This window comes from Achromobacter sp. Root83 (genome assembly GCF_001428845.1).
GTDB lineage: Bacteria > Pseudomonadota > Gammaproteobacteria > Burkholderiales > Burkholderiaceae_B > Achromobacter.
In genome coordinates this window covers 414,958-439,962 of sequence record NZ_LMIU01000001.1, presented here as the reverse complement: position 1 = coordinate 439,962, position 25,005 = coordinate 414,958, and the positions used below count along the sequence as shown (strand labels likewise).

The window sequence follows — 25,005 nt, the reverse complement described above, 5'->3', positions numbered from 1 at the left end:
CTTCCTAGCCCATTTCCTTGCCGGCGGCGGGCGCCGGCGGGCGCCGGACTTCCACCGGCGCCAATTCGATTTCACTCTGCCCTTCCAGGTCCCAACTACGCCGCAGGTCAAAGCTCATGGCCGCCAGCATGGTCAGGATGACGACGACGCCAAACGCCGCGGCGCCCGCGCCCGCGCTGATTTCCATCAAGCCCTGAAAATCCGCCAGCGCCGCCAGCAATATAACGACAAAGACGTCCAGCATCGACCATTGGCCGATGAACTCTACCATTTGATACAGACGGGTGCGCGGCCGCAGATTGGTCGTGCTGCGCCATTGCTCGGTCAGCAGCAGCAGGATCAGCGCCAGCAGCTTGGTCAGCGGCACCGCCACGCTGGCGATGAACACGATCAGCGCAATATCCCAGGAACCCATTTGCCACAGCTCGACCACGCCACCCAGGATCGTGTGGGCGCTGTCGCCCAGCAGCGAGTTGACCTGCATCACCGGCAGCACATTGGCGGGAATGTAGAACACCACGGCGGCAAGCAGCAGCGCCCAGGTGCGCGACAGATGATCGGGTTTGCGGTAGTGCACCTGCGCGTCGCAACGCACGCAGTGATGATGGTCTTCGGGGCCGGCCTCGCGCGACAGGGCCTGCACCTGGCCGCAAACATGGCAGCCGGTAAGCACCACGTCCGGGCCGCTCTCGGGCACATGCACGGGCTCGGCCCCCACCGTCTCCGCGTAGCGCCAGAGCACGTGCGGCGACAGGCGGCCCAAGATGGTCAGCAGGATGGTCAGGATGCCGAAGGCGCCCAGGCCGATGCCCGGAGACACCGCCGCCATGCCGGCCAGCTTGACCACCGCGACCAGGACCCCCAGCAGGAACACCGGGACCATGCACCAGGGCCGCAGCGCGCCCAGCAATCGCATGGCGCCACGGAAGGCGGCCGGCTCGCGCCCCTGTGCCAAGGGGCCAAGCACCCATAGCAGCACCGTGAGCTGCAACAGCGGCAACACGAAACCGGCCAGGCCGGTCATCACGGCGACCACCCAGTGCCCTTGGCGCCAGGTGATGAAGATGGAGTCCAGCAAGGACGCCTGCTGGACCATGCCCTGCACCGACATGGAAGCGACCGGATAGGCGTTGGCCACCCCGAAAACGATCAGAGCGGTAATGGCAAGCGCCAGCCAATTGGACAAAGTAAGCCCGCTGTAGCGCCAGAGTATGGCACCGCAGCGGGCGCAATTGGCGGTCTCGCCAGGTTCGAGCTGATGTCGGCGATAGATGCTTGCGCAGTGTTCGCACTCGATCAGCGGCTGGCGGTCCGCGGTCATCAATCGACTAGTTCGACTTCCTGCTTGTCTGGCGCGTCCGATGAAGGCGGCTTGCCGCTGTCGTCGAAGTCCAGCGTAACCTTGCCCGTATCGTCCAGGTCGACCGTGACCGACCCGCCGTCGACCAGCTTGCCAAACAGCAGCTCGTCGGCCAACGCGCGTCGGATGGTGTCCTGGATGAGGCGTTGCATGGGACGCGCGCCCATCAGCGGGTCGAACCCCTCCTTGGCAAGATGTTCACGCAGGCGCGTGGTGAATACGGCTTCCACGCGGCGTTCGTGCAACTGGTCTTCGAGCTGCATGAGGAACTTGTCCACCACGCGCAGGATGACCTCGCGGTCCAGCGAGGCGAAGGGAATGATCGCGTCCAGGCGGTTGCGGAATTCGGGCGTGAACATGCGGCGGATTTCCGCCATTTCGTCGCCCACCATCCGCGAGTTCGAGAAACCGATCGACGGACGGTTCAAGGTCTCGGCCCCCGCGTTCGTCGTCATGATGAGGATGACGTTGCGGAAGTCAGCCTTGCGGCCATTGTTGTCGGTCAGTGTGCCGTGGTCCATGACCTGCAGCAGGATGTTGAAGACATCCGGGTGCGCCTTTTCGATTTCATCGAGCAACAACACGCAGTGCGGCTGCTTGGTGATGGCTTCGGTAAGGAGCCCGCCCTGGTCGAACCCCACGTAGCCCGGAGGCGCGCCGATCAGGCGCGACACCGCGTGGCGTTCCATGTACTCCGACATATCGAAGCGCAGCAGCTCCACGCCCAGCGTGAATGCCAGCTGGCGGGCCACTTCGGTCTTGCCCACGCCCGTGGGACCGGAAAGCAGGAAAGCGCCGATCGGCTTTTCCGGCTTGCCCAGGCCCGACCGCGCCATCTTGATGGCCGCGGACAGCGCATCGATGGCGCCGTCCTGGCCAAAGACCACGGTCTTCAGGTCGCGATCAAGGGTGGCGAGCTTGCTGCGGTCGTCGTTGGAGACGGACTGCGGCGGGATGCGCGCGATCTTGGATACGATATTTTCGATGTCCACCTTGCCGATCACCTTTTTCTGGCGCGAACGCGGCAGCAGGCGCTGGGCGGCGCCGGCCTCGTCGATCACGTCGATGGCCTTGTCGGGCAGGTGGCGGTCGTTGATGAAGCGGGCGGACAGCTCCGCTGCGGCCGACAGCGCGGCAGCCGAATAGCGCACGCTGTGGTGCTCTTCGAAGCGACTCTTCAGGCCGCGCAGAATCTGCACGGTCTGTTCGATGCTGGGCTCGGGCACGTCGATCTTCTGGAACCGGCGCGACAGCGCATGGTCCTTTTCGAAGACACCGCGGTATTCGGTGTACGTGGTGGCGCCGATGCACTTGAGCTGGCCGGACGACAGGGCCGGCTTGAGCAGATTGGACGCGTCCAGCGTGCCGCCCGAAGCCGAACCGGCGCCGATCAGCGTATGGATTTCGTCGATGAACAGAATGGCGTCGGGATTGCCGCGGATCTGCTTGAGCACACCCTTCAGACGCTGTTCGAAATCGCCGCGGTATTTGGTGCCCGCCAGCAAAGCGCCCATGTCCAGCGAAAAGACCTGGGCAGCCTGCAGGATTTCCGGCACTTCGCCGCGCGTGATGCGCCAGGCCAGGCCTTCGGCGATGGCGGTCTTGCCCACGCCGGCCTCGCCGACCAGCAGCGGATTGTTCTTGCGGCGGCGGCACAGCACCTGGATGACGCGTTCGACTTCGTGCTCGCGACCGATCAGGGGATCGATGCGGCCCGCAAGCGCGGCGGCGTTCAGGTCGGTGGCGTATTGGTCCAGCGGCGACTGGCGCGATTCGCCCTGCTCTTCACCATTGGGCTGTTGCTCTTTCTGCACGGCGGCGGACTCCACCTGCGGCTGTTTGGTAATGCCATGCGACAGGAAGTTGACGACATCGAGCCGTGTCACGCCCTGCTGCTGCAGGTAGTACACGGCATGCGAGTCCTTTTCGCCGAATATGGCCACCAGCACGTTCGCGCCGGTGACCGGCTTCTTGCCGGTGCCTCCAGCGGACACATGCATGATCGCGCGCTGGATCACGCGCTGAAAACCCAGCGTCGGTTGCGTGTCGACTTCGGCGCCGCTCGGGATCACCGGCGTGTTTTCCGAAACGAACTGGCGCAGGTTGCGGCGCAAGTCGTCTAGATTGGCGGCGCAAGCGCGCAGAACCTCGACGGCAGACGCGTTGTCCAGCAACGACAACAGCAGATGCTCGACGGTTATAAATTCATGCCGGGCCGAACGGGCCTCGACAAAAGCCATATGCAGGCTGACTTCAAGCTCTTGGGAAATCACGCTTCCTCCGTAACGCATCGAAGCGGTCAAATACACGATTCATATTCTATGCCGATCATGGCGTAACGCCAGCGATTTCAAAAACCACGCTGTCGTGGCGGCCATGTGTATCCATGACGGTAAGCGTATACCGGCCGTCTTGCGCCAGCACCAAATTAAACGGATGACCCGCCGCGCCGTGACTTGAAACACGGCCATCGAGCATCCACCATACTTCGCCCTCGGCGCCTTGCACATCCACTTCCAGCGCCACCTGCTGCTTGCCGGGCACGGGCCGAAGCACCGAACCATTGGCCACGCCGCCCAGCCGCAACGGCGCCTTGGTGGCGTCGGCATAGCCGGCAAACGACGGCGGCGCCGTTTCATTAAGCGTCCAAGCCGCGCGCTGTTCGGGACATGCGCCCGATGGCACGCTGCCCAGCCTGTAGCCCAAGGGCCAGCACGTCACGGCCGCATGCACCGTTTCGGGCCTGACCCTGGCCTGCTGGGCGCCTTCCGGCAAGGCCGCCACGATGTCCTGCAGTAGCGGCGCCGCCACATTCGCCCCAAAGAAGCCGGGGTTCGGCGTGCCGTCCGGACGTCCTACCCAAACGCCGATCGTCCATCTGTCGGTCACTCCGACCGCCCATGCATCCCGGAATCCGAAACTGGTTCCGGTTTTCCAGGCCAGTTGCCGGGCCGGGCTGCCCGACTGGTAGAACGGCCGGTCCGGGTGCCCGCCGCCTTCCAGGATATCGCGAACGATCCAGGCCGCGCCAGGACTCATCATACGGGACTCGACCCTGGGCTGCTCCGCCCTGAGCCGGGGCCGCCCCGCCACGCCACCGCGGGCCAAAGCCCGGTAAGCGCCGACCAGTTCTTCCAATGTGGTGCCACCCCCGCCCAAAATCAAGCTCAAATTTGGTTGCGCACCGGCGGGCAAGCGTAATTTCACGCCTCCCGCCAGCATAACTGAGGCAAAACTGACGGGTCCGACGCGGTCCAGCAAGTCCACGGCCGGCACGTTCAGAGACCGCTGCAAGGCCTGCGACACGCTGATCGGGCCCGCGAAGGCCGCCTGGAAATTACCGGGCGCATAGCCTCCGAAAGACATGGGCGCGTCGATCAGCAGGCTTTCGGAATGGATCAGGCCTTCATCCAGCGCCTGGGCATAAAGAAACGGCTTGAGCGTGGAGCCTGGCGAGCGCACGCCGCGCACCATGTCGACGTGGGAGTATCGGCTTTCGTCCGAAAAATCCGCAGACCCCGCGTAGGCTTTGATCTCGAGCGTGTCGTTGTCCATCACCAGCACGGCCATCGAAACCTTGGGCGGCAGGTTATCGACCCGGTCCAGCAACATCCGTTCCACTGACGCCTGCATGTCCGCATCCAGCGTCGACGTCACCAGCGGAGGACGTTCGCCCGGCCGGCGCGCGGCCGACCGGCCGCCCGCCTCCTGCAACAGCCGCTGCGCGGCCAGCGGCGCCAGCCAGCGCGCCCGCAGCGGCGGGGCGATCACCGTTTCGATCTTTGCATCGGCCACCTCGGCCGGCGTCCAGCGGCCCAGTTCGGCCATGCGGTCCAGCACCTTGTCGCGTGCCGCCTGCGCCGCCTCGGGGTGGCGGTCCGGGCGCAGGCGCGAAGGCGCCTGCGGCAACGCGGTCAGCATGGCGGCCTCGGCGGGGCCCAGGTCGCGGGCCGGCTTGCCCAGCCACAGCCGCGAACCCATTTCCACGCCTTCCACGATGCCGCCCATCGGCGCATGGGTCAGGTACAGCGACAGGATTTCATCCTTGCTGTAGTGCATTTCGAGCTGCACGGCGCGCCAGGCCTGACGCAACTTGGCCGACATCGAACGCGAGGGCTTGCCAGCCAGTTGCGGATCGATCAGCCTCGCGACCTGCATGGTCAGCGTCGATCCGCCCGACACGATGCGGCGATTGGTGGCCCATTGCCAGCCCGCGCGGGCAAGCGCCACCGGGTTGACCCCAGGGTGCCAGTAGAACCAGCGGTCTTCGTAGGTCAGCAGCGTTTCCAGGTAGCGCTCGGAAACCTGCCCGGGCTTGACCGGATAGCGCCAGATGCCGTCACGGCTGGGGTAATTGCGCAACGGCGTACCGTCGGCGGCCACGACGACCGCCGCCCCGCCCGAATCGATAAGGGGCAGCGGATAAAGGCGGTCCAGCACGAATAACAAGACGGCCAGCGCCGAAAAAGCGCTGGCCGCCAGGATTCCGCGCCGCCGCCAGCGGCGGGCGCGCGAGGCGCCCGCCACGGGGGTGGCGGCGGGTTTCAAGGACGCTTGGCGCCGCGATCGCGGATTTCGACCGTGCTCCATTGCTCACCTACGCCGCGGATCTCGGGACGATACATATCCTCGGCCACCGTCGACGGCACCGCATAACGGCCCGGCGTCACGACACGCACCAGATAGAACACGTCCACCTTGCCCCGGCCCAGCGACACCGCGGCCACATAGCGGTCGTCGCGGAACTCGCGATGCTTGATGTTGGAATCCGCCATGGCGTCGGCCACGCGGCGTCCTCCGATCGTCCATTCCCGCATCTCCGGACTTTGGGACAGGTTCAGGTTCTCGACCTCGAACCCGGCCGGCACGCGATCCACCAGCAACCCATCAGGGATGTTCTGGTTGGCGCTGGCCTGCACCCACACCACCAGCATATCGCCGGTCTGCAGCGTGCCGCCATCCCAGGGGCGGCCGTCCGGACGGTACCAGCCGCGCTTGAGCTGGATGACGTCGTTGCGCGGCGCGGGCGTCGCGGTCGGGCTGCCCTGGATGTCGTACTCGACGAACAGCGACTGGCTGCCGGTGTTCTGCAACTGCGTGCCAGCGAGTTCGGCCGCCGTCAGCGAGACCGTCTGGTCGCTCTTGCCGCCGGCAAGCGGCTTGCGCGCGCCGTTGACCGTGAGCGTGGCTTCCCAGGGCGTGCCCTTGTCGCCGCCGACTGCCCGCGCGGCGAGCAACAGCGCCATCTGTTCCTGTGTGGACAGATAGGAACGGTTGCCGAGGCGGCCCGCCAGTTGCGTCAGCAGGGTCTCGCTGCGCTCATGGCGAAGCTCGTACTGGCTGACCAGCGCATACGCCAGCGCATAGTCGCGCACGCTGCTGCCGTAGTCGCCCATCCATTCGTCGTAGTAGGTGCTGTACCGGTTGTTGATGTTGATGCCATAGGCGCGCGCCATGGCGAGGTCGAGCGCCTGCTTCATGCGCCCCTCGTCGCCCATCAGCTTGAACGCGGCCGCCAACTGCACCAGCGGCAGCGGCGAACGCGCGCGCTCTTGATAGTTGTCGAAGAGCTGGCGCACGGTTGACAGCGGCGCCTTCTTGTCGCGCGCCAGCGCCAGCGCGGCGGTGGCCAGGCCGGCGAAGCGGCGATGGTCTTCGCGCAGGACATTGGCGTCGCTGCTGTCGAGACGGCCCGCTTCGAGGTTGCGGCGCAGGTTGGCCGACCACGTGCCGAACCCGCCCGTGCTCTGCTGCACCTGTTCCAGCAGCCACACCCGCGAACGGTCCAGCGACGCCTCGGGCACATCGAAGCCCTTGTCGCGCGCATCCTGCATGAAGCCCACGGCATAGGCCGTCAACCACACGTCGCGGGACGAAGAACCGCTCCACAGGTTGTAGGAACCCACGGCATTGCGCATGCCGGACAGGCGGCCCATGGCGCCCGCCACCTTGGCGGCGCGTTCCGCCTGCGTGCGGGGCTTGAGACCGAACTGCTTGGCGGAATCCTCGTCCAGCATCACCCACGGCATGGTCGCGCTGATCGTCTGCTCGGTGCATCCATAGGGATAGTTGAGCAGTCCTTCGACCAGGCGGTTGACGTTGAACGGCGGACGGTTCGACACGGTCAGGCTGACGGTCGTGGAATCCGGATAGTAGGGCGCCACCCACGAAGCCTGCGGCGCCTGCGTCTCGCCCGGATTCAAACGCAGCCGGCGCACCTGGCGTTCGGCCGCATACGCGGGCTGCACCTGCAGCACCGATTCGCGCACGATATGCACCGGCTTGCCGCCGCCCTGCCCGTCCACGGTCAGGCGCATCAGGCCCAGGCCGTACGAGCCCGTGGTCGTCGCGTTAAAGCGCAGCGTCGTCCGCTGCTTGTCCTTCAGCGTGATGGTGCGCACGCCATCGACGATGGCCAGCGGATCCAGCGCTTCCAGCTTGATCGACACCTTTTGCTCGGCGCCGCTCAGGTTGGTCACGTCCAGCGCGATCGCGGCCTGGTCTCCCGGCGTGATGAAGCGCGGGGTGTTCAGTTCGGCCACGATCGGCGCCGCCACCACCATTTCGGTGTCGGTGCTGCCGTAGTTGTCGGGCGTGAAGGCCACTGCCATCAGGCGCAGCGTGCCGTTGAAGTCGGGCAGGTCCAGCGGAATGTCCGCCTCGCCCTGCGCATTGAGCGTCACCGGGCCGGAGAACAGGTCCACCAGCTTGACCTTTTTCGGCAGGCTCTTGCTGTCGCCGCGCATCGCGGCGTCGCCGCCCCACTTCAGCTTGCCCTTGGTGCCATCCATCTTTTCGATCAGCTTGCCGTACATGTCCAGCAATTCGGGCGCGTAGCGGTGCTTGCCGAAGAAGTAGTCCAGCGGATCAGGGGTGGCGTACTGGTTGATGTTCAGGATGCCCACGTCCACGGCGGAGAGGGTCACCGTGGCCTGCTTGCCCTGAGCGCCATCCACTTTCACGCGCACGGTCGTCTTGGTCTCGGGCACGGCCTTGGGCGCGGCCGTCAGCTTGACGTCCAGCTTGCGGTCGGCGCTGGCAATCGGCAGGAAGGCCAGGCCCAGCGCGCGCGCCGGGGTAACGCGGTCGCCCTCGCTGCCGGGACGGAAGACCGCCGCGGCAACGTACAGGTCGTGGCGCTTCCAGCTTTTGTCGACGGGGATCTCGACCTGCGTGCCGGTGGCCTTCACGGCAACCCAGGTGGACCACAGCATGCGATCGCCTTCGACCGTGATCAGCGCCTGCCCGTCGTGCGGCGGCGTCAGCGTCAACTTGACGGTGTCGCCCGGCTTGGCGGGCACGCCTTCCAGCTTCATCTGCACGCGGTCGGGACGGTTGCCCATGGCATCGGCGTCCTGCGCGTTCCAGCCCGCATAGAAGCGGTAGCGCATCGTTTCGCCGGTTTCCGGATCCGTGATTTCCAGGCGGTAGCGGCCCCACTTGACCGGAACGGTCAACTGCGCCCGGTCGTTCAGCGCGATCGCGCGCGAATCCACCAGTTCCTCGGTTTCGGTGTAGCCGCTGTTCCAGCCGCGCTGGTCGTCAAAGCGCCAGTAATACTGGCGCTCTTCGCGGAACAGGCGCATCTGGGCCTGGGCCAGCGGTTCGATCGTACCGTTCGCGTTGGCGCGGATCACTTCGAAACCGGCGGGCGCGCCTTCGCGGGCCACGTCGCTATCGAATTGCGGCCGGACGGCGATCAGCTTGGAAGCGGGCCAGACGCTGCGCTCGATCGAACGCACCACCGGGCGGCCGCCGGATTCCAGCAGGCTGGCGGATACCCTGACCTTCATGGGCGAGTGCGCGCCCGCCGTGTTCGGATTGATGTCGAGCTGCGCGTAACCCTTGTCGTCCAGTGCCGCTTCAGGCAATTCGCCAAAGGTGCGGCGCGTGTCGTCGGCCACATCGCCGAAGATGAAGCCGGGCCACTGCTGGGCCAGCGCGTAACGGTCGCGCTTGACCTGGAACGTGGACAACAGCCGGTTGCCCGCCGCGGGTGCGCCATAGAGATAGTCGCCCTGCACGTCCACCGTCAGCTCGTCGTCCGGGGACAGCACCTCTTGCTCGGACGTCAAGGCCATCTTCATGCGCTCAGGCAGGAATTCCTCTACCTGGAATTTCCAGGATGCGTCCGGCGCACGCGAAGCCGGGTCCACACGAAGCTCCAGCAGCCACGAACCGGTCTGCGCATCCAGCGGCAGGTCGATCGTGCGTTCCACATAGCCCGGCAGGTCCTTCTTGGGTTGCCAGAGCGCGGTCTGCACGGTGCGGCCGTCGGGACGCTTCAGGGTGGCCGTCAGGGGCGACGGCGTCAGCACGCGTCCGTCCAGATCGCGCGGCAGCACCGACACATTGAAGGTCTCGCCCGGGCGGTACAGGTTGCGGCCGGCGTAGACAAAGAGATTATTGGGGCGCGACGCATGGCCGCCCGTGTCGAACTCGGACAGGTCCAGGGCGGGCTCGGCCAGCGCCAGCACCGTCATTTCCTTGTCGCGCGACGCGCGGATGACGCGCGCATTGGCAAAGCTGCCGTCAAAGCGGACGTGGCCCTGCGCATCCGCGGCCGCCTTGGCCAGGGATTTGCCGGCGCCATCGACCAGTTCGAACACGGCGCCCGAAATCGCTTGGCCGCTCTTCAGGGAGACCGAGTACGCTTCGATGCGGTCGCTATAGCGGCGCGCATGCAACCCGATGTCGCTGACATAGAAATACGTGACTTGATACTCGTAGCGGAAACGGCCGGGCTGGCTCATGACCGCGACATAGATGCCGGGCTCCTGCAGTTCCTTGACGCCTTCGACCGGCAGGAACGTGACGTGGCGGCGATTGGGCTTGTCGTCGGTGACGAAGCGACCTTGATAGACGCTGGTCGTCAGGGAATTGAGGCGATCCAGGTCCCAGTTGCTGACCGACCCCTTCAAACTGCGGTTGCCGGAATAGCGCCAGCCGTCGTCTTCGTCGTAGCCGCCGTCATCTTCGTCGTCGGAGGCGGCGCTGGTGTTGCGCCCGATGCCCAGGACGGTTTCGAACAGCTCGGGCACGCGCTCGGGAGACACGCGCAGGAACTGCACGTCCACCTCGGGCACGTTCACGGTCGCCACGGGCAGGCCGCCGTTCTGACCCGCCGGCAGCACCACGCCACGGCTGGCGAAATAGAACGAAGGCGGCATGGCCTGCGTGGTCACCTCGCAATGCGAGCCCTCGGCCAGCTTGACCTTGTCGCCCGCGCCGGGCAGGCCCGCGCGCACCGTGATGGCGTACTTGCGCTGCGGCGAAACGTAGGGGAAATACACCATGCGCGGGTTTTCGCCCACGACCCAGCTACCTTTCAGTATCTTGCCCTGGGGCGCGGAATCGCCAGGCTTCACCGAGGCGGGCTGGTCGCCCGACGACGCGGCGGATTCGTTGTCGTCGTCGGCCTTGCCCGACGTGGCGCCGATGTCGGTCACCTGCAGGAAGCTGTCGAGGTTGCTCTTGGCGTCCACCGGCTGGGTGAACGTGACGGACAGCGCCAGCGCGTCATTGAATTGACGGGGCTGGCAGGTCAGCGCGGCAAAGGGATCGGCCGCACCGACGACCGCGCTGGCGGGCAGCGCCGGCGGGGTGTTGCTGGCCGCTGGAGCGGCCGCGCCAGGCGCCGTCTGCGTGGCGGGAGCGGGAACGAGGTTCGCCGGCTGCCGGTCCTTGCCCATCCACCAGCCCACGCCGATGGCGCCCGCCAACACTGCGACACTGGCAACCGCCAGCCAGGTCTTGCTGATCTTTCCACTCACGGCCAACCTCCCCGCCTACTCGAATGCAACGCTCCTTAGCGGCGGAGCTGCCGACCCGACCCGCGCCGCGCGCTTCTCGGTACGCGGCTAGAACCTAATTACCCTGAAACCCGGAATGCAACGGGCAGCACAACGCCGCCATCGCTGGCGGCGTTTCTTTAATGATGTCAAACGGGTTCCATCACGCATTGAAGCGGGTGCTGGCGTGCCCGCGCATACTGCCCGACCTGGGCGATACGCGTGGCGGCCAGGTCGCGGGGATATACCCCGCATACGCCGCGTCCTTCGTGATGCACCTGCAACATGATCCGTGTTGCCTCTTCCTGATTCTTATTGAAGAATTTTTGCAGCACTTTGACGACGAACTCCATCGGGGTGTAGTCATCATTCAGCAACAACACCTGGTACATCGGAGGCGGCGCGGCGCGAGCCGACGCCTTCTCGACGACCAAATCATGCTGGGTATCCAAGGTAGAACTCATAGGGCGGGTATTCTATTTAAACTGGGGACGGCAACCACTCAACTTACTGAAAATTACACGCGGAAATACGTAGTATCCATACTTGACGCAACGAAGAAAAGCGGCGCATTATCCACGCATTCTGGGCTTTTCAATTCATCGAAAATCTGCCAGGAAGCCGGAGGGGGGACAGGGGTCTAGGCCGCATTGCCCTTCTGTCAACATACGATTCAATGAGGCAGGCCGCATGTCTGATACGACCGCAACCGCCGTCCAAGGGGACAATCCCAAATCGACGGGCACCGTCAAATGGTTCAACGATGCAAAGGGGTTTGGCTTCATTACGCCCGACGATGGCGGTGAAGATCTGTTCGCCCATTTCTCGTCCATCCAGATGAATGGTTTTAAAACCCTGAAGGAAGGCCAGAAAGTGGCCTTCGAGATTATCCAGGGGCCCAAGGGCAAACAGGCGCTTAATATTACGGCTGCCTGAGTTACCCTTTAAAGCGCAACGGTAAGGTTGCGCCATTATCCAGGCGGGGCTTTCGGGCCCCGCCTTGTTATTTTCCAATCACCGCGCCGGGCCATGCCGAAGAATACCGTTTTGTTTCCCGCTGTTCATACGTTGTTCAAAACAGCGTTCATCAAAGCCGCATCGCTAAGGGCCGCGTCCGTCGCAGCCGTCGCGGGGGCCATGGCCGCCGCGGCCTTCTGGCTGCCCTTGCCTGCCCACGCCCAGCACCCGGCCGGCCCTCAGCCCACCCTGCGCACCACCCAACTCTCCGCGGGCATCCATATTATCCGCGCGGAAGTCGCCAACACGGACGCCACCCGCCGGGACGGCCTGATGTTCCGTAAGGAACTGGCGGGCAACGACGGCATGCTGTTCGTCTTCGAACGGCCGGACGTGCAGTGCTTCTGGATGCGCAACACGCTTCTGCCGCTCTCGATTGCCTTTATCGCCGACGACGGCACGATCGTCAACATCGAAGACATGGCGCCCCAGACCGAGGATCCGCATTGCGCCAAGAAGCCGGTGCGATACGCGCTGGAGATGGCCCAGGGCTGGTTCGACCAACACGGCATCGCGGCCGGCAAGAAGCTCGACGGCCTGCCTTGAACGCACGCCTGGGGCCCAGCGTCCCTTTTGCAGGATGAACAAAGGGAGCCCGCCGGGCTCCCTTTTCGTTCCTGCCTCATCCAGACGGCAGGACATGCGGCGAAACGCGTTTACACGCGTTCGATGATCAGCGCGATACCCTGGCCCACGCCGATGCACATCGTGCAGAGCGCGTAGCGGCGGCCGGTGCGGTGCAGTTGGTTGATCGCGGTGGTGGCCAGACGCGCGCCGCTGGCGCCCAACGGATGCCCCAGGGCGATCGCGCCGCCGTTGGGGTTCACGCGCGGGTCGTTGTCGGCAATGCCCAATTGGCGCAACACAGCCAGGCCCTGGGCGGCGAACGCCTCGTTCAGCTCGATCACGTCCATCTGGTCCAGCGTCAGGCCGGTCTGGGCCAGCACCTTCAGCGTGGCGGGCGCGGGGCCGATGCCCATGATGCGCGGCGCAACGCCGGCGGTCGCCATGCCGACCACGCGGGCGCGCGGGGTCAGGCCGTGGCGGGCAGCGGCCTTTTCGTCGGCCAGCAGCAGGGCGGCGGCGCCGTCGTTCACGCCCGACGCGTTGCCGGCCGTGACGCTGCCGCCTTCGCGAACCACGCCCTTCAGCTTGGCCAGCGATTCCAGCGTGGTTTCACGCGGGTGCTCGTCCTTCGAAACGATGATCGGATCGCCCTTCTTCTGGGCGATCGACACCGGCACGATCTCGGTGTCGAAGAAGCCCTCTTTCTGGGCGCGCGCCGTCTTCTGCTGGCTGGCCAGCGCGAACAGGTCCTGGTCGGCGCGGCTGATGTTGAAATCGTCGGCGACGTTTTCGGCGGTTTCCGGCATCGAGTCGACGCCGTACTGCGCCTTCATCAGCTTGTTGATGAAACGCCAGCCGATCGTGGTGTCATAGATGGCGGCGCTGCGCGAGAAGGCGCTGTCGGCCTTGCCCATGACGAAGGGCGCGCGGCTCATGCTTTCGACGCCGCCGGCCAGCATCAGGCCCGCTTCGCCGGCACGGATGGCGCGCGCGGCGCCGCCGATGGCGTCCAGCCCCGAACCGCACAGGCGGTTGACCGTCGCGCCCGGCACTTCGATCGGCAGGCCGGCCAGCAGCGTGGCCATGCGGGCCACGTTGCGGTTGTCTTCACCGGCCTGGTTCGCGCAGCCCATGATGGCGTCGTCCAGTTCTTCCCAGCGCACGCCGGGATTGCGCGCCACCAGAGCCTTGATGGCTACGGCAGCCAGATCGTCGGGCCGTACGGAAGCCAGCGCGCCGCCATAGCGGCCGAAGGGGGTACGGATCGCATCACAGATAAAGGCATTCACGGTCATGGGAAGCTCGGAGTCAAGTGAGGAAAACGGATCGACTGATCTTAACGCAGCCCTCGCGCGCCAAGTTGGTGCATTGCGGGGATGTCCGCAGCACGGACAGTGTCCAATGGCCGTTCACTTGCGCTTACGCCAAGGTGCCCGGAACGCGGCGGCGATGCGCGATTTCAGTGCGTGGCGGACTTGGCGGCGCGCCCCGCGTCCACGATGGCCTGACGGCGAAAACGCCCGGCCGCCAGATGATAGAAAGGTTGCGGGCAAAACTGGCGCGACACGCCGGAAGCCAACAGGGATCCGACCAGCAGCCAGAACAGCATCGGCTGGCTGCCCGTCATTTCCATCACCACGACGCTGGCCGTCAGCGGGGCCTGCGTGGCCGCGGCAAGAAAGGCGGCCATCGACACCAGGACGAGCACGCGCTGATCCACGCCGTCGCCCGCCAGCTCCCAGATGTGATGGCCGATGCCCGCGCCCGTGGTCAGCGCCGGCGTGAAGATGCCGCCGGGAATGCCCGCCCAATAGGAAGCGACGGTGGCCGCGAGCTTGGCCAGGCCGAAGCCGTCCGGCACCGAGTCCTTGCCATTCAGCAGGTCCGCCGCCGCCGCATAGCCGGTGCCGTAGACGCTGCCGGCGGTGGACAGGCCGATCACGGCCAGCGCCAGGCCCATGGCGAAGGCGGTCCAGATCGGATGCGCGCGGATCCAGGCGCGCCACGACTGGGGCGCCGCGCCCGCCGGCCCCTTGCCCAGCAAGCTGGCGAAGATGCCGCCCAGCGCACCGTTGAGCGCGCCGCAGATCACGATCCACATCACCATGTTCTGCGCCAGCGGAGCGCCGCCGAACACGCCGAAATACGGGTTGTTGCCCTCGACCGCCACGACCAGGAAGCCCGCGGCGAGCACGCCGATCAGCACCAGCCGCTGCCAGCGCAGCACGGTGCCGCGCCCGAGTTCCTCGATGGCGAAGATGACGCCCGCCAGCGGCGCATTGAAAGCGGCCGCCAGGCCCCCCGCCGCGCCCGCGGCGATCAGTTCGTTGGCATGAAAGCCTCGTAGCTGGACGCCGCGCCGCTTCCAGAATTCGCCCCAGGCAAGCATGAGCGCGGCGCCGACCTGCACCGACGGGCCTTCGCGGCCGATCGAAGCGCCGGCCAGCATGCCGAAGAATGCAAGAGGAATCTTCCAGAGCGTCTGCGCCAGCGACACCAGGCTGTTCTGGCTGGGGCCGGGCGGCAGCGATAGCGCGCCGATGACTTGGGGAATGCCGCTGCCCGCCGCGTTGGGCGCATAGCGCAGCGTCAGCCAGCGCAAGGCGGCCAGGCCAAACGGCATCACGAGCAGCGCGAGCCAGCCGTTATAGGCCACCCATTGACGGTTCCAGGCCAGCGCCTTGTCGGCCAGATAGGTAAAGCCCAGCGACATCAGCGCCACCAGGGCGGCGCCGCCGAGCAGCAGCGCAAGCTGCGTGCTTTTGCGCGACAGGCGGTTGATCTGGCGCACCTTGCGGCGCGCCAGCCGGCGTGTGCGGGCGAGGACTCGGCGGACGGGGTCGGGCAGGCTCATGGACGGCGTGCGGGCGGCTTGGGGTGGCTAACCTTACCACTCCCACCTGACCCGCGGCCTAACGCTGGCAAGGGCTGCTGGCAAAAGCGGCCAGCAGCGGCGGGCCACCGCCCGGCGCCGGACAAAAAGCGCCGGTCAGAATGCGGACCAGTCGTCTTCCGAGGCGTGGGCCAAGGCGGGCCGCGCCTGAGCCGGCCGGGCCGCCGGCACGACCGGCTTGCGTGCCGCCGCGGGCGCGGCGGGCATCAGCCGGGCCTGCGCTTGCCGCGCGGAGCCGCCGCCTGCTTCCACCTTGAAGCGGCGCACTTCCTGCGCCAGACGGCCGGCCTGTTCCTGCATGCTGGCGGCGGCGGCTGCTGCCTCCTCGACGAGCGCGGCGTTCTGCTGGGTCACGGTATCCATCTGCGCCACGGCCTGATTGACCTGGCCTATACCCGACGACTGTTCTTCCGAAGCGCTCGCGATCTCGCGCACCAGGGCTGCCACCTGCCGCACGCTGTCCACCACTTCGCGCATCGTGCGGCCGGCTTCGTCGACCTGACGCGTGCCGCCCTCGACGCGCGTGGCGGATTCGTCGATCAGGGCCTTGATTTCCTTGGCGGCCACCGCCGAACGCTGCGCCAGGGTGCGCACCTCGCCGGCAACCACGGCAAAGCCGCGGCCCTGTTCGCCCGCGCGTGCCGCTTCCACGGCGGCGTTGAGCGCCAGGATGTTGGTCTGGAAGGCAATGCCGTCGATCACGCCCGTGATATCGGCGATGCGGCGCGAGCTGTCGGAGATCGCGCTCATGGTCTGGACCACGCCTTCGACCACCTCGCCGCCCCTGACGGCCACGCTGGATGCCTGGCTGACCAGCCGGTCGGCCTGACTGGCGTTGTTGGCGTTCTGCTGGACGGTGCTGGTGAGTTCTTCCATCGATGCGGCGGTCTCTTCCAACGACGAGGCCTGCTCTTCGGTGCGCTGCGAAAGATCGGAGTTGCCCTGAGCGATCTGCGACGACGCCGACGCGATGCTCTCACAGCCGTCGCGCACGTCGCCGACGATGCGAGCCAGGCTTTCGTTCATGGCCTTGAGCGCGGCCATGAGGTCGCCGGTTTCGTCGCGCGTGGTGACCTGGATGTCGGTCGTCAGGTCGCCCGCGGCCACCTGGCGCGCCGCCTTGACGGCCTGATCCAGCGGCCGCACGATGCCGCGCGTAACCAGCCAGCCCAACAGCATGCCAACTGCCACGCCCATCACCGCCAGGAGGATCATGACGGCGCGGACCGTGGTGTAGAGATCCGTGCCTTCCTGCACCGACTGGGCAGCCGTCTTTTCCTTGCTGACCGCCAGGTTCGTCATCAGGTCATCGAGCTTCTGCGAGGACGCGATCACGCGCTTTTCGATCTCGGACACGCGGGGATCGCTTTGCGTCAGCGGCTGCAAATTGGCCGCGTCGAAAAATGCCGCCGATTCGCGCTTCCAGACCTGCTCGGTTTCCGTGAACTGCGCGAGCAGACGCTTGCTTTCGTCCGCGTAGAAGCTTGCGCCGACCTTTTGGCCCAACGCGTCCATGTTCTTGACCGCATCATTGAACTGCTTGCGCAGCGCCTGGCGCTCCTGGTCCGAGGTCGCGGCCAGGTAGGCGTTGCGCGCCCGGCCCGCGTAGATCAGGTTGATATTGGCTTCCTTCAGATCCGAGATGCCGCGCAACTCGGTGTCGTAGAGCCGGTCGTTCATTTCATTGATGCGGGCGAGACCCCATACCCCAAACGCCCCGATTGCCCCGCCTATCACCGCCACCAGCAAAAACGCACCCGTCAGGCGCGCCCCGATGCGCAACCCCGAAAATAACCGCAACATGCTTCCCTTCCCTGTAATGACCCCGGCTTGTTGCGGGCTTGCCGCAGCCATGCGCTCCGTGGTTCAGCCGCACGCCGTGGGCAACGATAGCGGGCGCATTTCCCAGGGATTTCCCTAAATAAAACGTTGTTCGCACGTCACCTCGCGGCAATGAATTCGACAATCGACAGGGTTTTGGAAGCTGAATTTTTTCTGAATACTTTCTGAATAAACAAAAACCCCTCGCCATGGCGAGGGGTCGGTGTCACGGGCCGCGGCGCACGCGCCGCGTGAACGCCCGCGCAGGCCTATCAGGCGAAGTTCTTGGCGGCGAAGTCCCAGTTCACCAGCGCCCAGAAGTTTTCCAGGTACTTGGGACGCGCGTTGCGGTAGTCGATGTAATAGGCGTGTTCCCAGACATCACAGGTGAGCAGCGCGGTGTCGGCCGTCGTGAGCGGGGTGGCGGCGTTGCTGGTGTTGACGATGTCGACGGTGCCGTCGGCCTTCTTGACCAGCCAGGTCCAGCCCGAACCGAAATTACCGGCGGCCGACTTGTTGAAGGCTTCCTTGAAGGCGTCGAAGCTGCCCCACTTGGCGTTGATGGCGTCAGCCAGCTTGCCCGAGGGCGCGCCGCCGGCCTTGGGGGCCAGGCTGTTCCAGTAGAACGTGTGGTTCCAGATCTGGGCAGCGTTGTTGAAAATGCCACCCGAGGACTTCTTCACGATGTCTTCCAGCGACAGCGTTTCGAATTCCGTACCCGGGATCAGGTTGTTCAGATTCGTGACGTAGGTCTGGTGATGCTTGCCGTAGTGGAACTCCAGCGTTTCCTTGGAGATGTGCGGAGCCAGCGCGTCCAGTTCGTAAGGCAGGGGGGGAAGAGTATGTGCCATGTGATGGTTCCTTCTGTTGAGTGCACGATCAAGCCGTTCAATTGTATCGGCAACTAATGAGGATACCGTGTTAACCCCGCGCTGGCGCGGGGTTAACGAGCGCATGTGCTTATGACGTCGCGGCGTGGTTTCGTCGGCGGGTCCGCCCTGCCCGTTGCGCAAGGCGCGGAACGCGTCCTATTCGGCGGCGTCGCGCGTCTTGCGGGTCTGCTGGACCTGGACTTGGGCGCCGCCTTGCGCAAAGCTCAGATCCAGCGGCTGGCCCGCCGACAGGACAGCGGCATCGCGCACGATCCGGCCTTCGGCATCGCGGGCGATCGCGTACCCGCGCGCCAGCGTGTTGCCCGGATCGAGCGCCCGCAGTTGCGCGGTGGCGGCGGCCAGGCGGTTGCGGCCCTGGATGAGCAGGCGCGCATGCGCCTGGCTCAAACGGCGCGCGGCGCCGGTCAGCCGATCGGCGCCGCGGCTGGTATCGGGAACGCGATGCATCAGGCGCTGGGCAAGCAGGTTGACCCGCGCCGTGCGCCGGCCTTGCGGCGCGGACCAGGCGGACGCCAGACGGAAGCGCAGGCTGTTCAGCCGTTCGCGCTGGTGCTCCAGGCGCTGGGCGGGAGACACCAGTTGCGCGGCCGCCCGGTCCAGGCGCTGCGCCGCCCGCTCCAGCCGGCGCTGCTGGCCGCGCGCCATGGACTGGGCCGCCTGCATCACCTGGCCCAGCAATTCGGAACGCGGCGCGCACGCCAGTTCGGCCGCGGCCGTCGGTGTGGGCGCCCGCAGATCGGACACGAAGTCCACGATTGTGAAATCGGTTTCGTGACCGACGCCGCTGATAACCGGAATTTCGCTGACCGCCACCTGCCGGGCCAGATCCTCGTCGTTGAAGCTCCAGAGGTCTTCGATGCTGCCGCCGCCGCGCACGAGCAGCAGCGTATCCACCTCGGCGCGCTGGTTGGCGGCGCGGACCTGCGCGGCCAGCCTGCTGGCGGCATCCGCCCCCTGGACCGGGGCCGGATAGATGATGATGGGCACCTGGGGCGCGCGCCGGGCCAGCGCGGACAGCACGTCCCGCAGCGCGGCGGCATGCAGCGAGGTGACCACGCCGATGGCGCGCGGCAGGCGGACCGGGTCGCGCTTGCGCGCGGGATCGAACAACCCTTCCGAGGCCAGTTGCTCTTTCAGGCGAAGAAACGCCTCATACAGGTTGCCCAGGCCCGCCCGGCGCATGGCGTCGGCTTGCAACTGGTAGTCGCCGCGGGGTTCGTACAGGGAAACCCGGGCCCGGATTTCCACCTGGTCTCCCGCGCGGGGAACGAAACCCACCGCGCTGGCGCGGCTGCGGAACATGACCGCCCGCACCGAGGCCCGGCTGTCCTTGAGCGTGAAATACCAATGCCCGGAAGCCGCCTGCGTGAAGTTGGAAATCTCTCCGCGAACCCACAATGCCGGGATATTGCGCTCCAACAACTGCCCCACCGCTTGGTTCAGCTGAGCAACTGTCAGGATATCCCGCGTGAATGCGTTGTTTGTGACTGCGACTTCAATTGTCATGGGGCTTTCCGATGCGAACCTGTCCACAGGGCAGGCGTAGCGGGGCGCAATGATACCGCGTCCCCAGAAATTTGCAGCAACCGGCCAGATAGCCAGCATTTTCGGTGCAACTAATTGATTTTTATACGCTTTTTACTGAAGTTCAGGTGCGCGAAATTGAAGCAAACTAGCGCAAGCCCTGTGCCCATAAGCGTTCCAGCGGAGTTTTGCACAGAATTATCCACAGTTTCTGTGGATAGTTTCGGGATGATCCCGCCTTGCCACAAGCCCGCCGCACCGTTACAGTTTCGGCTTGTTCAGATGCCCATGCGTGCCGTCCGGCGTGCCCGGCTCCCCAGGAGTTGACCGCTTTGCTTTCCATTCTGCGCGAGGCCGGCTGGCCGATCTGGCCCCTGCTGGCAACATCCGTGCTGGGCCTGGCGCTGATCTTCGAGCGCTTCCTGTCCCTGCGCCGGAGCCTGATCCTGCCGCGCGGCCTGAACGAACAGGTCGCCGAAATGCTGCGCAACCACCAGGACACCCCGGAATCCATCCACCGCCTGGAACGCAATTCGCCGCTGGGCCGGGTGCTGGCCGAAGTGATGCGCTACCGCCACCTCCCCCGCGAAGAACTGCGCAACGTCGTCGAAGACGCCGGCCGCGCGGTCGCGCACGACCTCAGCCGCTACATTCCCGCCATCGGCACCATCGCGGTGGTCGCGCCCCTGATGGGCCTGTTCGGCACCGTCGTGGGCATGATCGAGATCTTCGGCTCTTACACCCCCGGCGGCGGAGACCCCGCCCAACTGGCGCGCGGCATCTCGATGGCCCTGTACAACACCGGCTTCGGCATTCTCATCGCCATTCCCGCCATGATCGCGCACCGCTACCTGCGCGGCCGCGTCGACGGCTATCTCAGCGCCATGGAACAAGCCGCTTCCCGCCTCATCCGCGTCGTGTCCCCGACGACCGCCGCGCGCGAGGGCCGTTCATGAATTTCCGTGGATCCCGGGGCGACCGCGACGAGCTGGATATCAACCTCATCCCGCTCATCGACGTCCTGCTGGTCATCCTGATCTTCCTGGCGGCGACCACCTCGTTCGCGCGTTTCACGCAGTTGAAGGTGACGCTACCCCAGGCGTCCTCCGAGCAGGACACGCCGCCCGCGCTGGAAGTGGCCGTGAGCCAGGACGGGCGCTACGCCCTCAACGGCACGCTCATCGACGTCTCCACGCCGCCCGAAATCGCCGACGCCCTGCGCCAGGCCGCCGCCGGCAAGACTGAGCCCCTGGTCGTCATCAATGCCGACGCCCAGGCCACGCATCAGTCCGTGATCAACATCATGGAAGCCGCGCGGCTGGCCGGCATCGGCCGCGTCAATTTCGCCGCCCAGACTGCCCGGTGACCGCGAAACGCGCTTCTTCTTCGCTGCTGGCGCGCCAATGGCAGCACGGCGGCTGGCTATCCACCGCATTGCGTCCCCTGTCCGCGCTGACCGCGTGGGCCGTGGCGCGCAAACGCGCCCTGTACGCCGAAGGCGCCAAGGCCGTCTACAGGGCCCCGGTGCCCGTCGTGGTCATCGGCAACGTCTACGTAGGCGGCACCGGCAAGACGCCCATGGTGATAGCCACCGTCGAAGGCCTGCGCGCACGCGGCTTTACGCCGGGCGTCGTCAGCCGCGGCTATGGCGTCAAGGTCGGCCCGCATGCCCGCGTCGGGCTGGGCGCCCTGGAAGCTGCCCGTTTCGGCGATGAGCCGGCGCTGATTGCACGCGTCACCGGCGCCCCCGTGTCGATCCACCCCAGACGGGCCCTGGCCGCCCAGGCGCTGCTGCGGGCTCACCCCAAGGTGGATGTGATCGTGTCCGACGATGGGCTGCAGCACCTGGCCTTGGCCCGGGACATCGAAATCGTGGTGCAGGACCAGCGCGGCATCGGCAATGGCCGCCTGCTGCCCGCCGGCCCGCTGCGCGAACCGGCCAGCCGCCTGAATGAGGTGGACGCCGTGGTGACCAACATCGGCACACCCGCTGGCGCGCCGGACTCCCGCGGCGCCGAAGGCAGGCCTCGGCAGGTGCGCATGTGGCTGGAGCCGGGGGACGCGAAGCGGATCGAAGGCCATGCCACCCGCCCGCTGTCCGCCTTTGCCGGCCAGCCCCGCATCGCGGCCGCGGCGGGCATCGGCAATCCGGAGCGCTTTTTCACAACGCTGCGCACGGCCGGCATCACGCTGGCGTCCTCGCTGGCGCTACCGGACCACCACGACTACGGCGTGTCCCCCTTCCAGGATCTGGCCGCCGACGCCATCCTGGTCACCTCCAAGGACGCCATCAAATGCGGCGCCCTGAACGATGCGCGCCTATGGGAAGTGCCGGTCCGGGCCGCCTTTTCCGATCCGCAACTGTTCGATTGGCTGGCGCGGGCGCTGCGCGAGACGCCGCGGGCCTGAAAGGACGGCGGCTTGCCCGCGCCGCGCATTTGATTCGAAACATTGCCCGCGCGCCGGGCGGGTGCGGTCCCGGCGCAAACTGTTTTAGAATCCCGGTCATGGAATCCCGCCTTCTCGACATCCTCGTCTGCCCCCTGTGCAAGGGCCGCCTCGAACACGACCGCCAGCAGGCCGAACTGGTCTGCCGCGCCGACCGCCTGGCCTTCCCGCTGCGCGACGGCATACCGGTCATGCTGGAGTCGGAAGCCCGCGCGCTGGACGACACCGCCGCTTCCCGCTGAACGCCGCATCGTGAGCTTCATCGCCATCATCCCGGCGCGCACCGCCTCGACCCGCCTGCCCGACAAGCCGCTTGCCGACATCGCCGGCAAGCCCATGGTCGTGCGCACCGCCGAGCGCGCCGCCCAGTCCGGCGCGTCGCAGCTCTATGTGGCCACCGACGATATCCGGGTCCAGCAAGCGGTAGAGGCCCACGGCCTGCGCGCCCTCATGACGCGCGCCGACCACCCGACCGGCACCGACCGGCTGGCCGAGGCGGTAGAGCAGCTAGGACTGCCCGACGACGCCATCGTGGTGAACGTGCAGGGCGACGAGCCGCTGATCGAACCCGCGCTCATCGACGCCGTGGCGGCCAAGCTCCAGGCCTGCCCCCAGGCCGACATCGCCACCTGCGCCTGCCCGCTGGCCGACGCCGAGGCGCTGTTCAACCCCAACGTCGTCAAGCTGGTCTGCGCGGCGGATGACCGCGCGCTTTACTTTTCGCGCGCGCCCATCCCGTGGGCCCGCGATGCGCTCGCCGGCGGCGAACGCGTGCTGGCCGATGGCCTGCCCGCCTGGCACCACATCGGCCTGTACGCCTACCGCGTGTCGTTCCTGCGCCGATACCCGGCCCTGCCGCAAGGCGCGCTGGAACGGTTCGAATCGCTTGAGCAGCTGCGCGCCATGGAGCATGGCCACGCTATCGTCGTCCATCGGGCCTCCACCCCTCCTGCCGCGGGAGTCGATACCCCGGCGGACCTGGAACGCGTCCGCTTGATCTACAGCAAACCGTTATAAGGGTTATTTCCCATGGCGCGGCCCCGCATTGGCTGCTGCGTTGCGGCATAATCCCCCGGATCACAAAAAATAAACCCCATCAGGAGCACTCATGCGTCTCATCTTGCTCGGACCCCCCGGCGCCGGCAAAGGCACCCAGGCCGCGTTTCTAACGCAGCACTTTGGCATTCCCCAGATCTCCACCGGCGACATGTTGCGCGCCGCCGTGAAGGCGGGCACCCCGTTGGGTCTTGAAGCCAAAAAGGTCATGGACGCCGGCGGCCTGGTTTCCGACGAGATCATCATCGGCCTGGTGCAAGACCGCCTGAAGCAGCCCGACTGCGCCAGCGGCTACCTGTTCGACGGTTTCCCCCGCACCATCCCGCAAGCCGACGCGCTCAAGAGCGCCGGCGTCAAGCTGGACTACGTCGTGGAAATCGCCGTCCCCGAAGAAGACATCATCGAACGCATGAGCGGGCGCCGTGTGCACCAGCCCAGCGGCCGCAGCTACCACGTGCGCTTCAACCCGCCCAAGGCGGAAGGCAAGGACGACGTCACCGGCGAAGACCTGATCCAGCGCGACGACGACCGCGAGGAAACCGTGCGACACCGCCTGTCCGTGTATCGCGAACAGACACGTCCGCTGGTCGACTACTACTCGACCTGGGCGCAGCAGGACGCCGCCGCGGCCCCGAAGTACCGCAAGATCTCGGGCGTGGGCGCTGTCGACGAAATCAAGTCGCGCCTGTTCGAGGCCGTCCAGAGCTGATTGGCGCCTCAGTGGCCCGCAGGCCTTCGGCGCCGGCCGGACGCAAGGCGTTCCGGCTGCGCCCCGAAGGCCTTGTCACATTCGGCGCCGGCCGCGCCGCTTTCATTCCCCGCTTTCATTCCCTTGAACTGATCTGGTGATAGACACATGGAAATCGCGAACAAGGTATTTATCGTCACGGGCGGCGCGTCCGGCCTGGGTGCAGGCACGGTGCGCATGCTGGTGGAAAATGGCGCCAAGGTCGTCATCGCCGATGTGCAGGACGCGCCGGGCGAAGCCCTTGCCCAGGAATTGGGCCAGCGCTACGTGCACTGCGACGTGACGCAGGAAGCCGACGGCAAGAACGTCGTGGCCGCCGCGCGCGACCTGGGCTCGCTGTTTGGCCTGATCAACTGCGCGGGCGTCGCGCCCGCCGCCAAGATCGTCGGCAAGAACGGCCCGCATCCGCTGGACCTGTTCCAGAAGGTCGTGTCGATCAATCTCATCGGCAGCTTCAACATGATGCGCCTGGCCGCCGAGGCCATGAGCTCGAACACCCCCGAGTCCACCGGCGAGCGCGGCGTGATGATCAATACGGCGTCGGTTGCCGCCTTCGACGGCCAGATCGGCCAGGCGGCCTACGCCGCATCCAAGGCGGGCGTCGCCGGCATGACCCTGCCGATCGCGCGCGATCTGGCCAAGACCGGTATCCGATGCATGACCATCGCCCCGGGCATCTTCGGCACGCCGATGATCTTCGGCATGCCGCAAGAGGTGCAAGACTCGCTGGCCGCCAGCATTCCCTTCCCCGCCCGCCTCGGCCGACCGGAAGACTACGCCAAACTGGTCCAGAGCATCATCACGAACGACATGCTCAACGGCGAGACCATCCGCCTGGACGGCGCCATCCGCATGCCACCTAAATAATGCCCCCACGCCGCGCGCGC

The 25,005-nt window shown here is 66.3% G+C and carries 19 protein-coding genes; 9 read left to right on the top strand and 10 right to left on the bottom strand.

Features of this window, described 5'->3' with window-relative positions:
* Positions 1–4 precede the first annotated feature (4 nt).
* The 5 genes from ASE30_RS01955 to clpS form a co-directional block, all read right to left on the bottom strand.
* Complete coding sequence (locus ASE30_RS01955) at positions 5–1,321, bottom strand: PqiA/YebS family transporter subunit (RefSeq protein WP_057282569.1); 1,317 nt, start codon at positions 1,319–1,321, stop codon at positions 5–7.
* On the bottom strand, positions 1,321–3,633 hold the full coding sequence (clpA, locus tag ASE30_RS01950; protein ID WP_057283224.1) for an ATP-dependent Clp protease ATP-binding subunit ClpA: 2,313 nt from the start codon (positions 3,631–3,633) through the stop codon (positions 1,321–1,323). Before clpA ends, ASE30_RS01955 begins: the two co-directional genes overlap by 1 nt.
* Before the next feature lie 55 nt (positions 3,634–3,688).
* Positions 3,689–5,908, bottom strand: coding sequence for a penicillin-binding protein 1C (gene pbpC, locus ASE30_RS01945; RefSeq protein ID WP_156407508.1), 2,220 nt, complete (start codon positions 5,906–5,908; stop codon positions 3,689–3,691).
* Positions 5,905–11,133 carry an alpha-2-macroglobulin gene (locus tag ASE30_RS01940; protein WP_156407507.1) on the bottom strand — a complete coding sequence of 1,743 codons (5,229 nt, stop codon included), beginning with the start codon at positions 11,131–11,133 and terminating at the stop codon, positions 5,905–5,907. Before ASE30_RS01940 ends, pbpC begins: the two co-directional genes overlap by 4 nt.
* 167 nt (positions 11,134–11,300) lie before the next feature.
* On the bottom strand, positions 11,301–11,615 hold the full coding sequence (gene clpS, locus ASE30_RS01935; RefSeq protein ID WP_057282568.1) for an ATP-dependent Clp protease adapter ClpS: 315 nt from the start codon (positions 11,613–11,615) through the stop codon (positions 11,301–11,303).
* A 226-nt stretch (positions 11,616–11,841) separates the two neighbouring features.
* Here clpS and ASE30_RS01930 point away from each other — a divergent pair, with 226 nt between their 5' ends.
* Positions 11,842–12,087, top strand: a complete 246-nt coding sequence (locus ASE30_RS01930) for a cold-shock protein (protein WP_006220277.1) — start codon at positions 11,842–11,844, stop codon at positions 12,085–12,087.
* A 201-nt stretch (positions 12,088–12,288) separates the two neighbouring features.
* The gene (locus ASE30_RS01925) at positions 12,289–12,714 is read left to right on the top strand and encodes a DUF192 domain-containing protein (protein WP_057282567.1); all 426 of its coding nucleotides are present in this window, start codon (positions 12,289–12,291) and stop codon (positions 12,712–12,714) included.
* Between the two features lie 110 nt (positions 12,715–12,824).
* Here the strand turns inward: ASE30_RS01925 and pcaF are convergent, their stop codons facing one another.
* From pcaF to xseA, 5 genes are all read right to left on the bottom strand, one after another.
* Complete coding sequence (pcaF, locus tag ASE30_RS01920; protein WP_057282566.1) at positions 12,825–14,030, bottom strand: 3-oxoadipyl-CoA thiolase; 1,206 nt, start codon at positions 14,028–14,030, stop codon at positions 12,825–12,827.
* Positions 14,031–14,194: 164 nt separating this feature from the next.
* Positions 14,195–15,589, bottom strand: coding sequence for a chloride channel protein (locus ASE30_RS01915; RefSeq protein WP_057282565.1), 1,395 nt, complete (start codon positions 15,587–15,589; stop codon positions 14,195–14,197).
* A 135-nt stretch (positions 15,590–15,724) separates the two neighbouring features.
* On the bottom strand, positions 15,725–17,431 hold the full coding sequence (locus ASE30_RS01910; protein ID WP_057282564.1) for a methyl-accepting chemotaxis protein: 1,707 nt from the start codon (positions 17,429–17,431) through the stop codon (positions 15,725–15,727).
* Positions 17,432–17,721: 290 nt separating this feature from the next.
* Entirely contained in the window at positions 17,722–18,300 is a 579-nt protein-coding gene (sodB, locus tag ASE30_RS01905; protein ID WP_057282563.1) for a superoxide dismutase [Fe], read from the bottom strand.
* Between the two features lie 177 nt (positions 18,301–18,477).
* Positions 18,478–19,848: an exodeoxyribonuclease VII large subunit gene (gene xseA / locus ASE30_RS01900; protein ID WP_057282562.1), complete on the bottom strand. Its 1,371-nt coding sequence runs from the start codon at positions 19,846–19,848 to the stop codon at positions 18,478–18,480.
* Positions 19,849–20,198: 350 nt separating this feature from the next.
* Between xseA and ASE30_RS01895 the strand changes: the two genes are divergently transcribed.
* The 7 genes from ASE30_RS01895 to ASE30_RS01865 all read left to right on the top strand — a co-directional run bounded on the left by ASE30_RS01895 (position 20,199) and on the right by ASE30_RS01865 (position 24,985).
* Positions 20,199–20,822, top strand: coding sequence for a MotA/TolQ/ExbB proton channel family protein (locus ASE30_RS01895; protein WP_057282561.1), 624 nt, complete (start codon positions 20,199–20,201; stop codon positions 20,820–20,822).
* The gene (locus tag ASE30_RS01890; RefSeq protein WP_057282560.1) at positions 20,819–21,232 is read left to right on the top strand and encodes a biopolymer transporter ExbD; all 414 of its coding nucleotides are present in this window, start codon (positions 20,819–20,821) and stop codon (positions 21,230–21,232) included. The genes ASE30_RS01895 and ASE30_RS01890 overlap by 4 nt, the downstream gene beginning before the upstream one ends.
* Complete coding sequence (lpxK, locus tag ASE30_RS01885; protein ID WP_057282559.1) at positions 21,229–22,275, top strand: tetraacyldisaccharide 4'-kinase; 1,047 nt, start codon at positions 21,229–21,231, stop codon at positions 22,273–22,275. The genes ASE30_RS01890 and lpxK overlap by 4 nt, the downstream gene beginning before the upstream one ends.
* A gap of 98 nt (positions 22,276–22,373) precedes the next feature.
* Positions 22,374–22,556 (top strand): Trm112 family protein, encoded by a 183-nt coding sequence (locus ASE30_RS01880; RefSeq protein WP_057282558.1) that lies wholly within the window; start codon positions 22,374–22,376, stop codon positions 22,554–22,556.
* A 10-nt stretch (positions 22,557–22,566) separates the two neighbouring features.
* Positions 22,567–23,331 (top strand): 3-deoxy-manno-octulosonate cytidylyltransferase, encoded by a 765-nt coding sequence (kdsB, locus tag ASE30_RS01875; RefSeq protein ID WP_057282557.1) that lies wholly within the window; start codon positions 22,567–22,569, stop codon positions 23,329–23,331.
* A 91-nt stretch (positions 23,332–23,422) separates the two neighbouring features.
* Entirely contained in the window at positions 23,423–24,079 is a 657-nt protein-coding gene (adk, locus tag ASE30_RS01870) for an adenylate kinase (protein ID WP_057282556.1), read from the top strand.
* Between the two features lie 147 nt (positions 24,080–24,226).
* On the top strand, positions 24,227–24,985 hold the full coding sequence (locus ASE30_RS01865) for a 3-hydroxyacyl-CoA dehydrogenase (protein WP_057282555.1): 759 nt from the start codon (positions 24,227–24,229) through the stop codon (positions 24,983–24,985).
* Positions 24,986–25,005: the final 20 nt, after the last annotated feature.

Bases quoted from the DNA above. Each gene is read 5' to 3' on its own strand.
- ASE30_RS01955 (WP_057282569.1), bottom strand. From the start codon at position 1,321: ATGACCGCGGACCGCCAGCCGCTGATCGAGTGCGAACACTGCGCAAGC.
- clpS (WP_057282568.1), bottom strand. From the start codon at position 11,615: ATGAGTTCTACCTTGGATACCCAGCATGATTTGGTCGTCGAGAAGGCG.
- ASE30_RS01930 (WP_006220277.1), top strand. From the start codon at position 11,842: ATGTCTGATACGACCGCAACCGCCGTCCAAGGGGACAATCCCAAATCG.
- ASE30_RS01925 (WP_057282567.1), top strand. From the start codon at position 12,289: ATGGCCGCCGCGGCCTTCTGGCTGCCCTTGCCTGCCCACGCCCAGCAC.
- pcaF (WP_057282566.1), bottom strand. From the start codon at position 14,030: ATGACCGTGAATGCCTTTATCTGTGATGCGATCCGTACCCCCTTCGGC.
- ASE30_RS01915 (WP_057282565.1), bottom strand. From the start codon at position 15,589: ATGAGCCTGCCCGACCCCGTCCGCCGAGTCCTCGCCCGCACACGCCGG.
- ASE30_RS01910 (WP_057282564.1), bottom strand. From the start codon at position 17,431: ATGTTGCGGTTATTTTCGGGGTTGCGCATCGGGGCGCGCCTGACGGGT.
- sodB (WP_057282563.1), bottom strand. From the start codon at position 18,300: ATGGCACATACTCTTCCCCCCCTGCCTTACGAACTGGACGCGCTGGCT.
- xseA (WP_057282562.1), bottom strand. From the start codon at position 19,848: ATGACAATTGAAGTCGCAGTCACAAACAACGCATTCACGCGGGATATC.
- ASE30_RS01890 (WP_057282560.1), top strand. From the start codon at position 20,819: ATGAATTTCCGTGGATCCCGGGGCGACCGCGACGAGCTGGATATCAAC.
- ASE30_RS01880 (WP_057282558.1), top strand. From the start codon at position 22,374: ATGGAATCCCGCCTTCTCGACATCCTCGTCTGCCCCCTGTGCAAGGGC.
- adk (WP_057282556.1), top strand. From the start codon at position 23,423: ATGCGTCTCATCTTGCTCGGACCCCCCGGCGCCGGCAAAGGCACCCAG.
- ASE30_RS01865 (WP_057282555.1), top strand. From the start codon at position 24,227: ATGGAAATCGCGAACAAGGTATTTATCGTCACGGGCGGCGCGTCCGGC.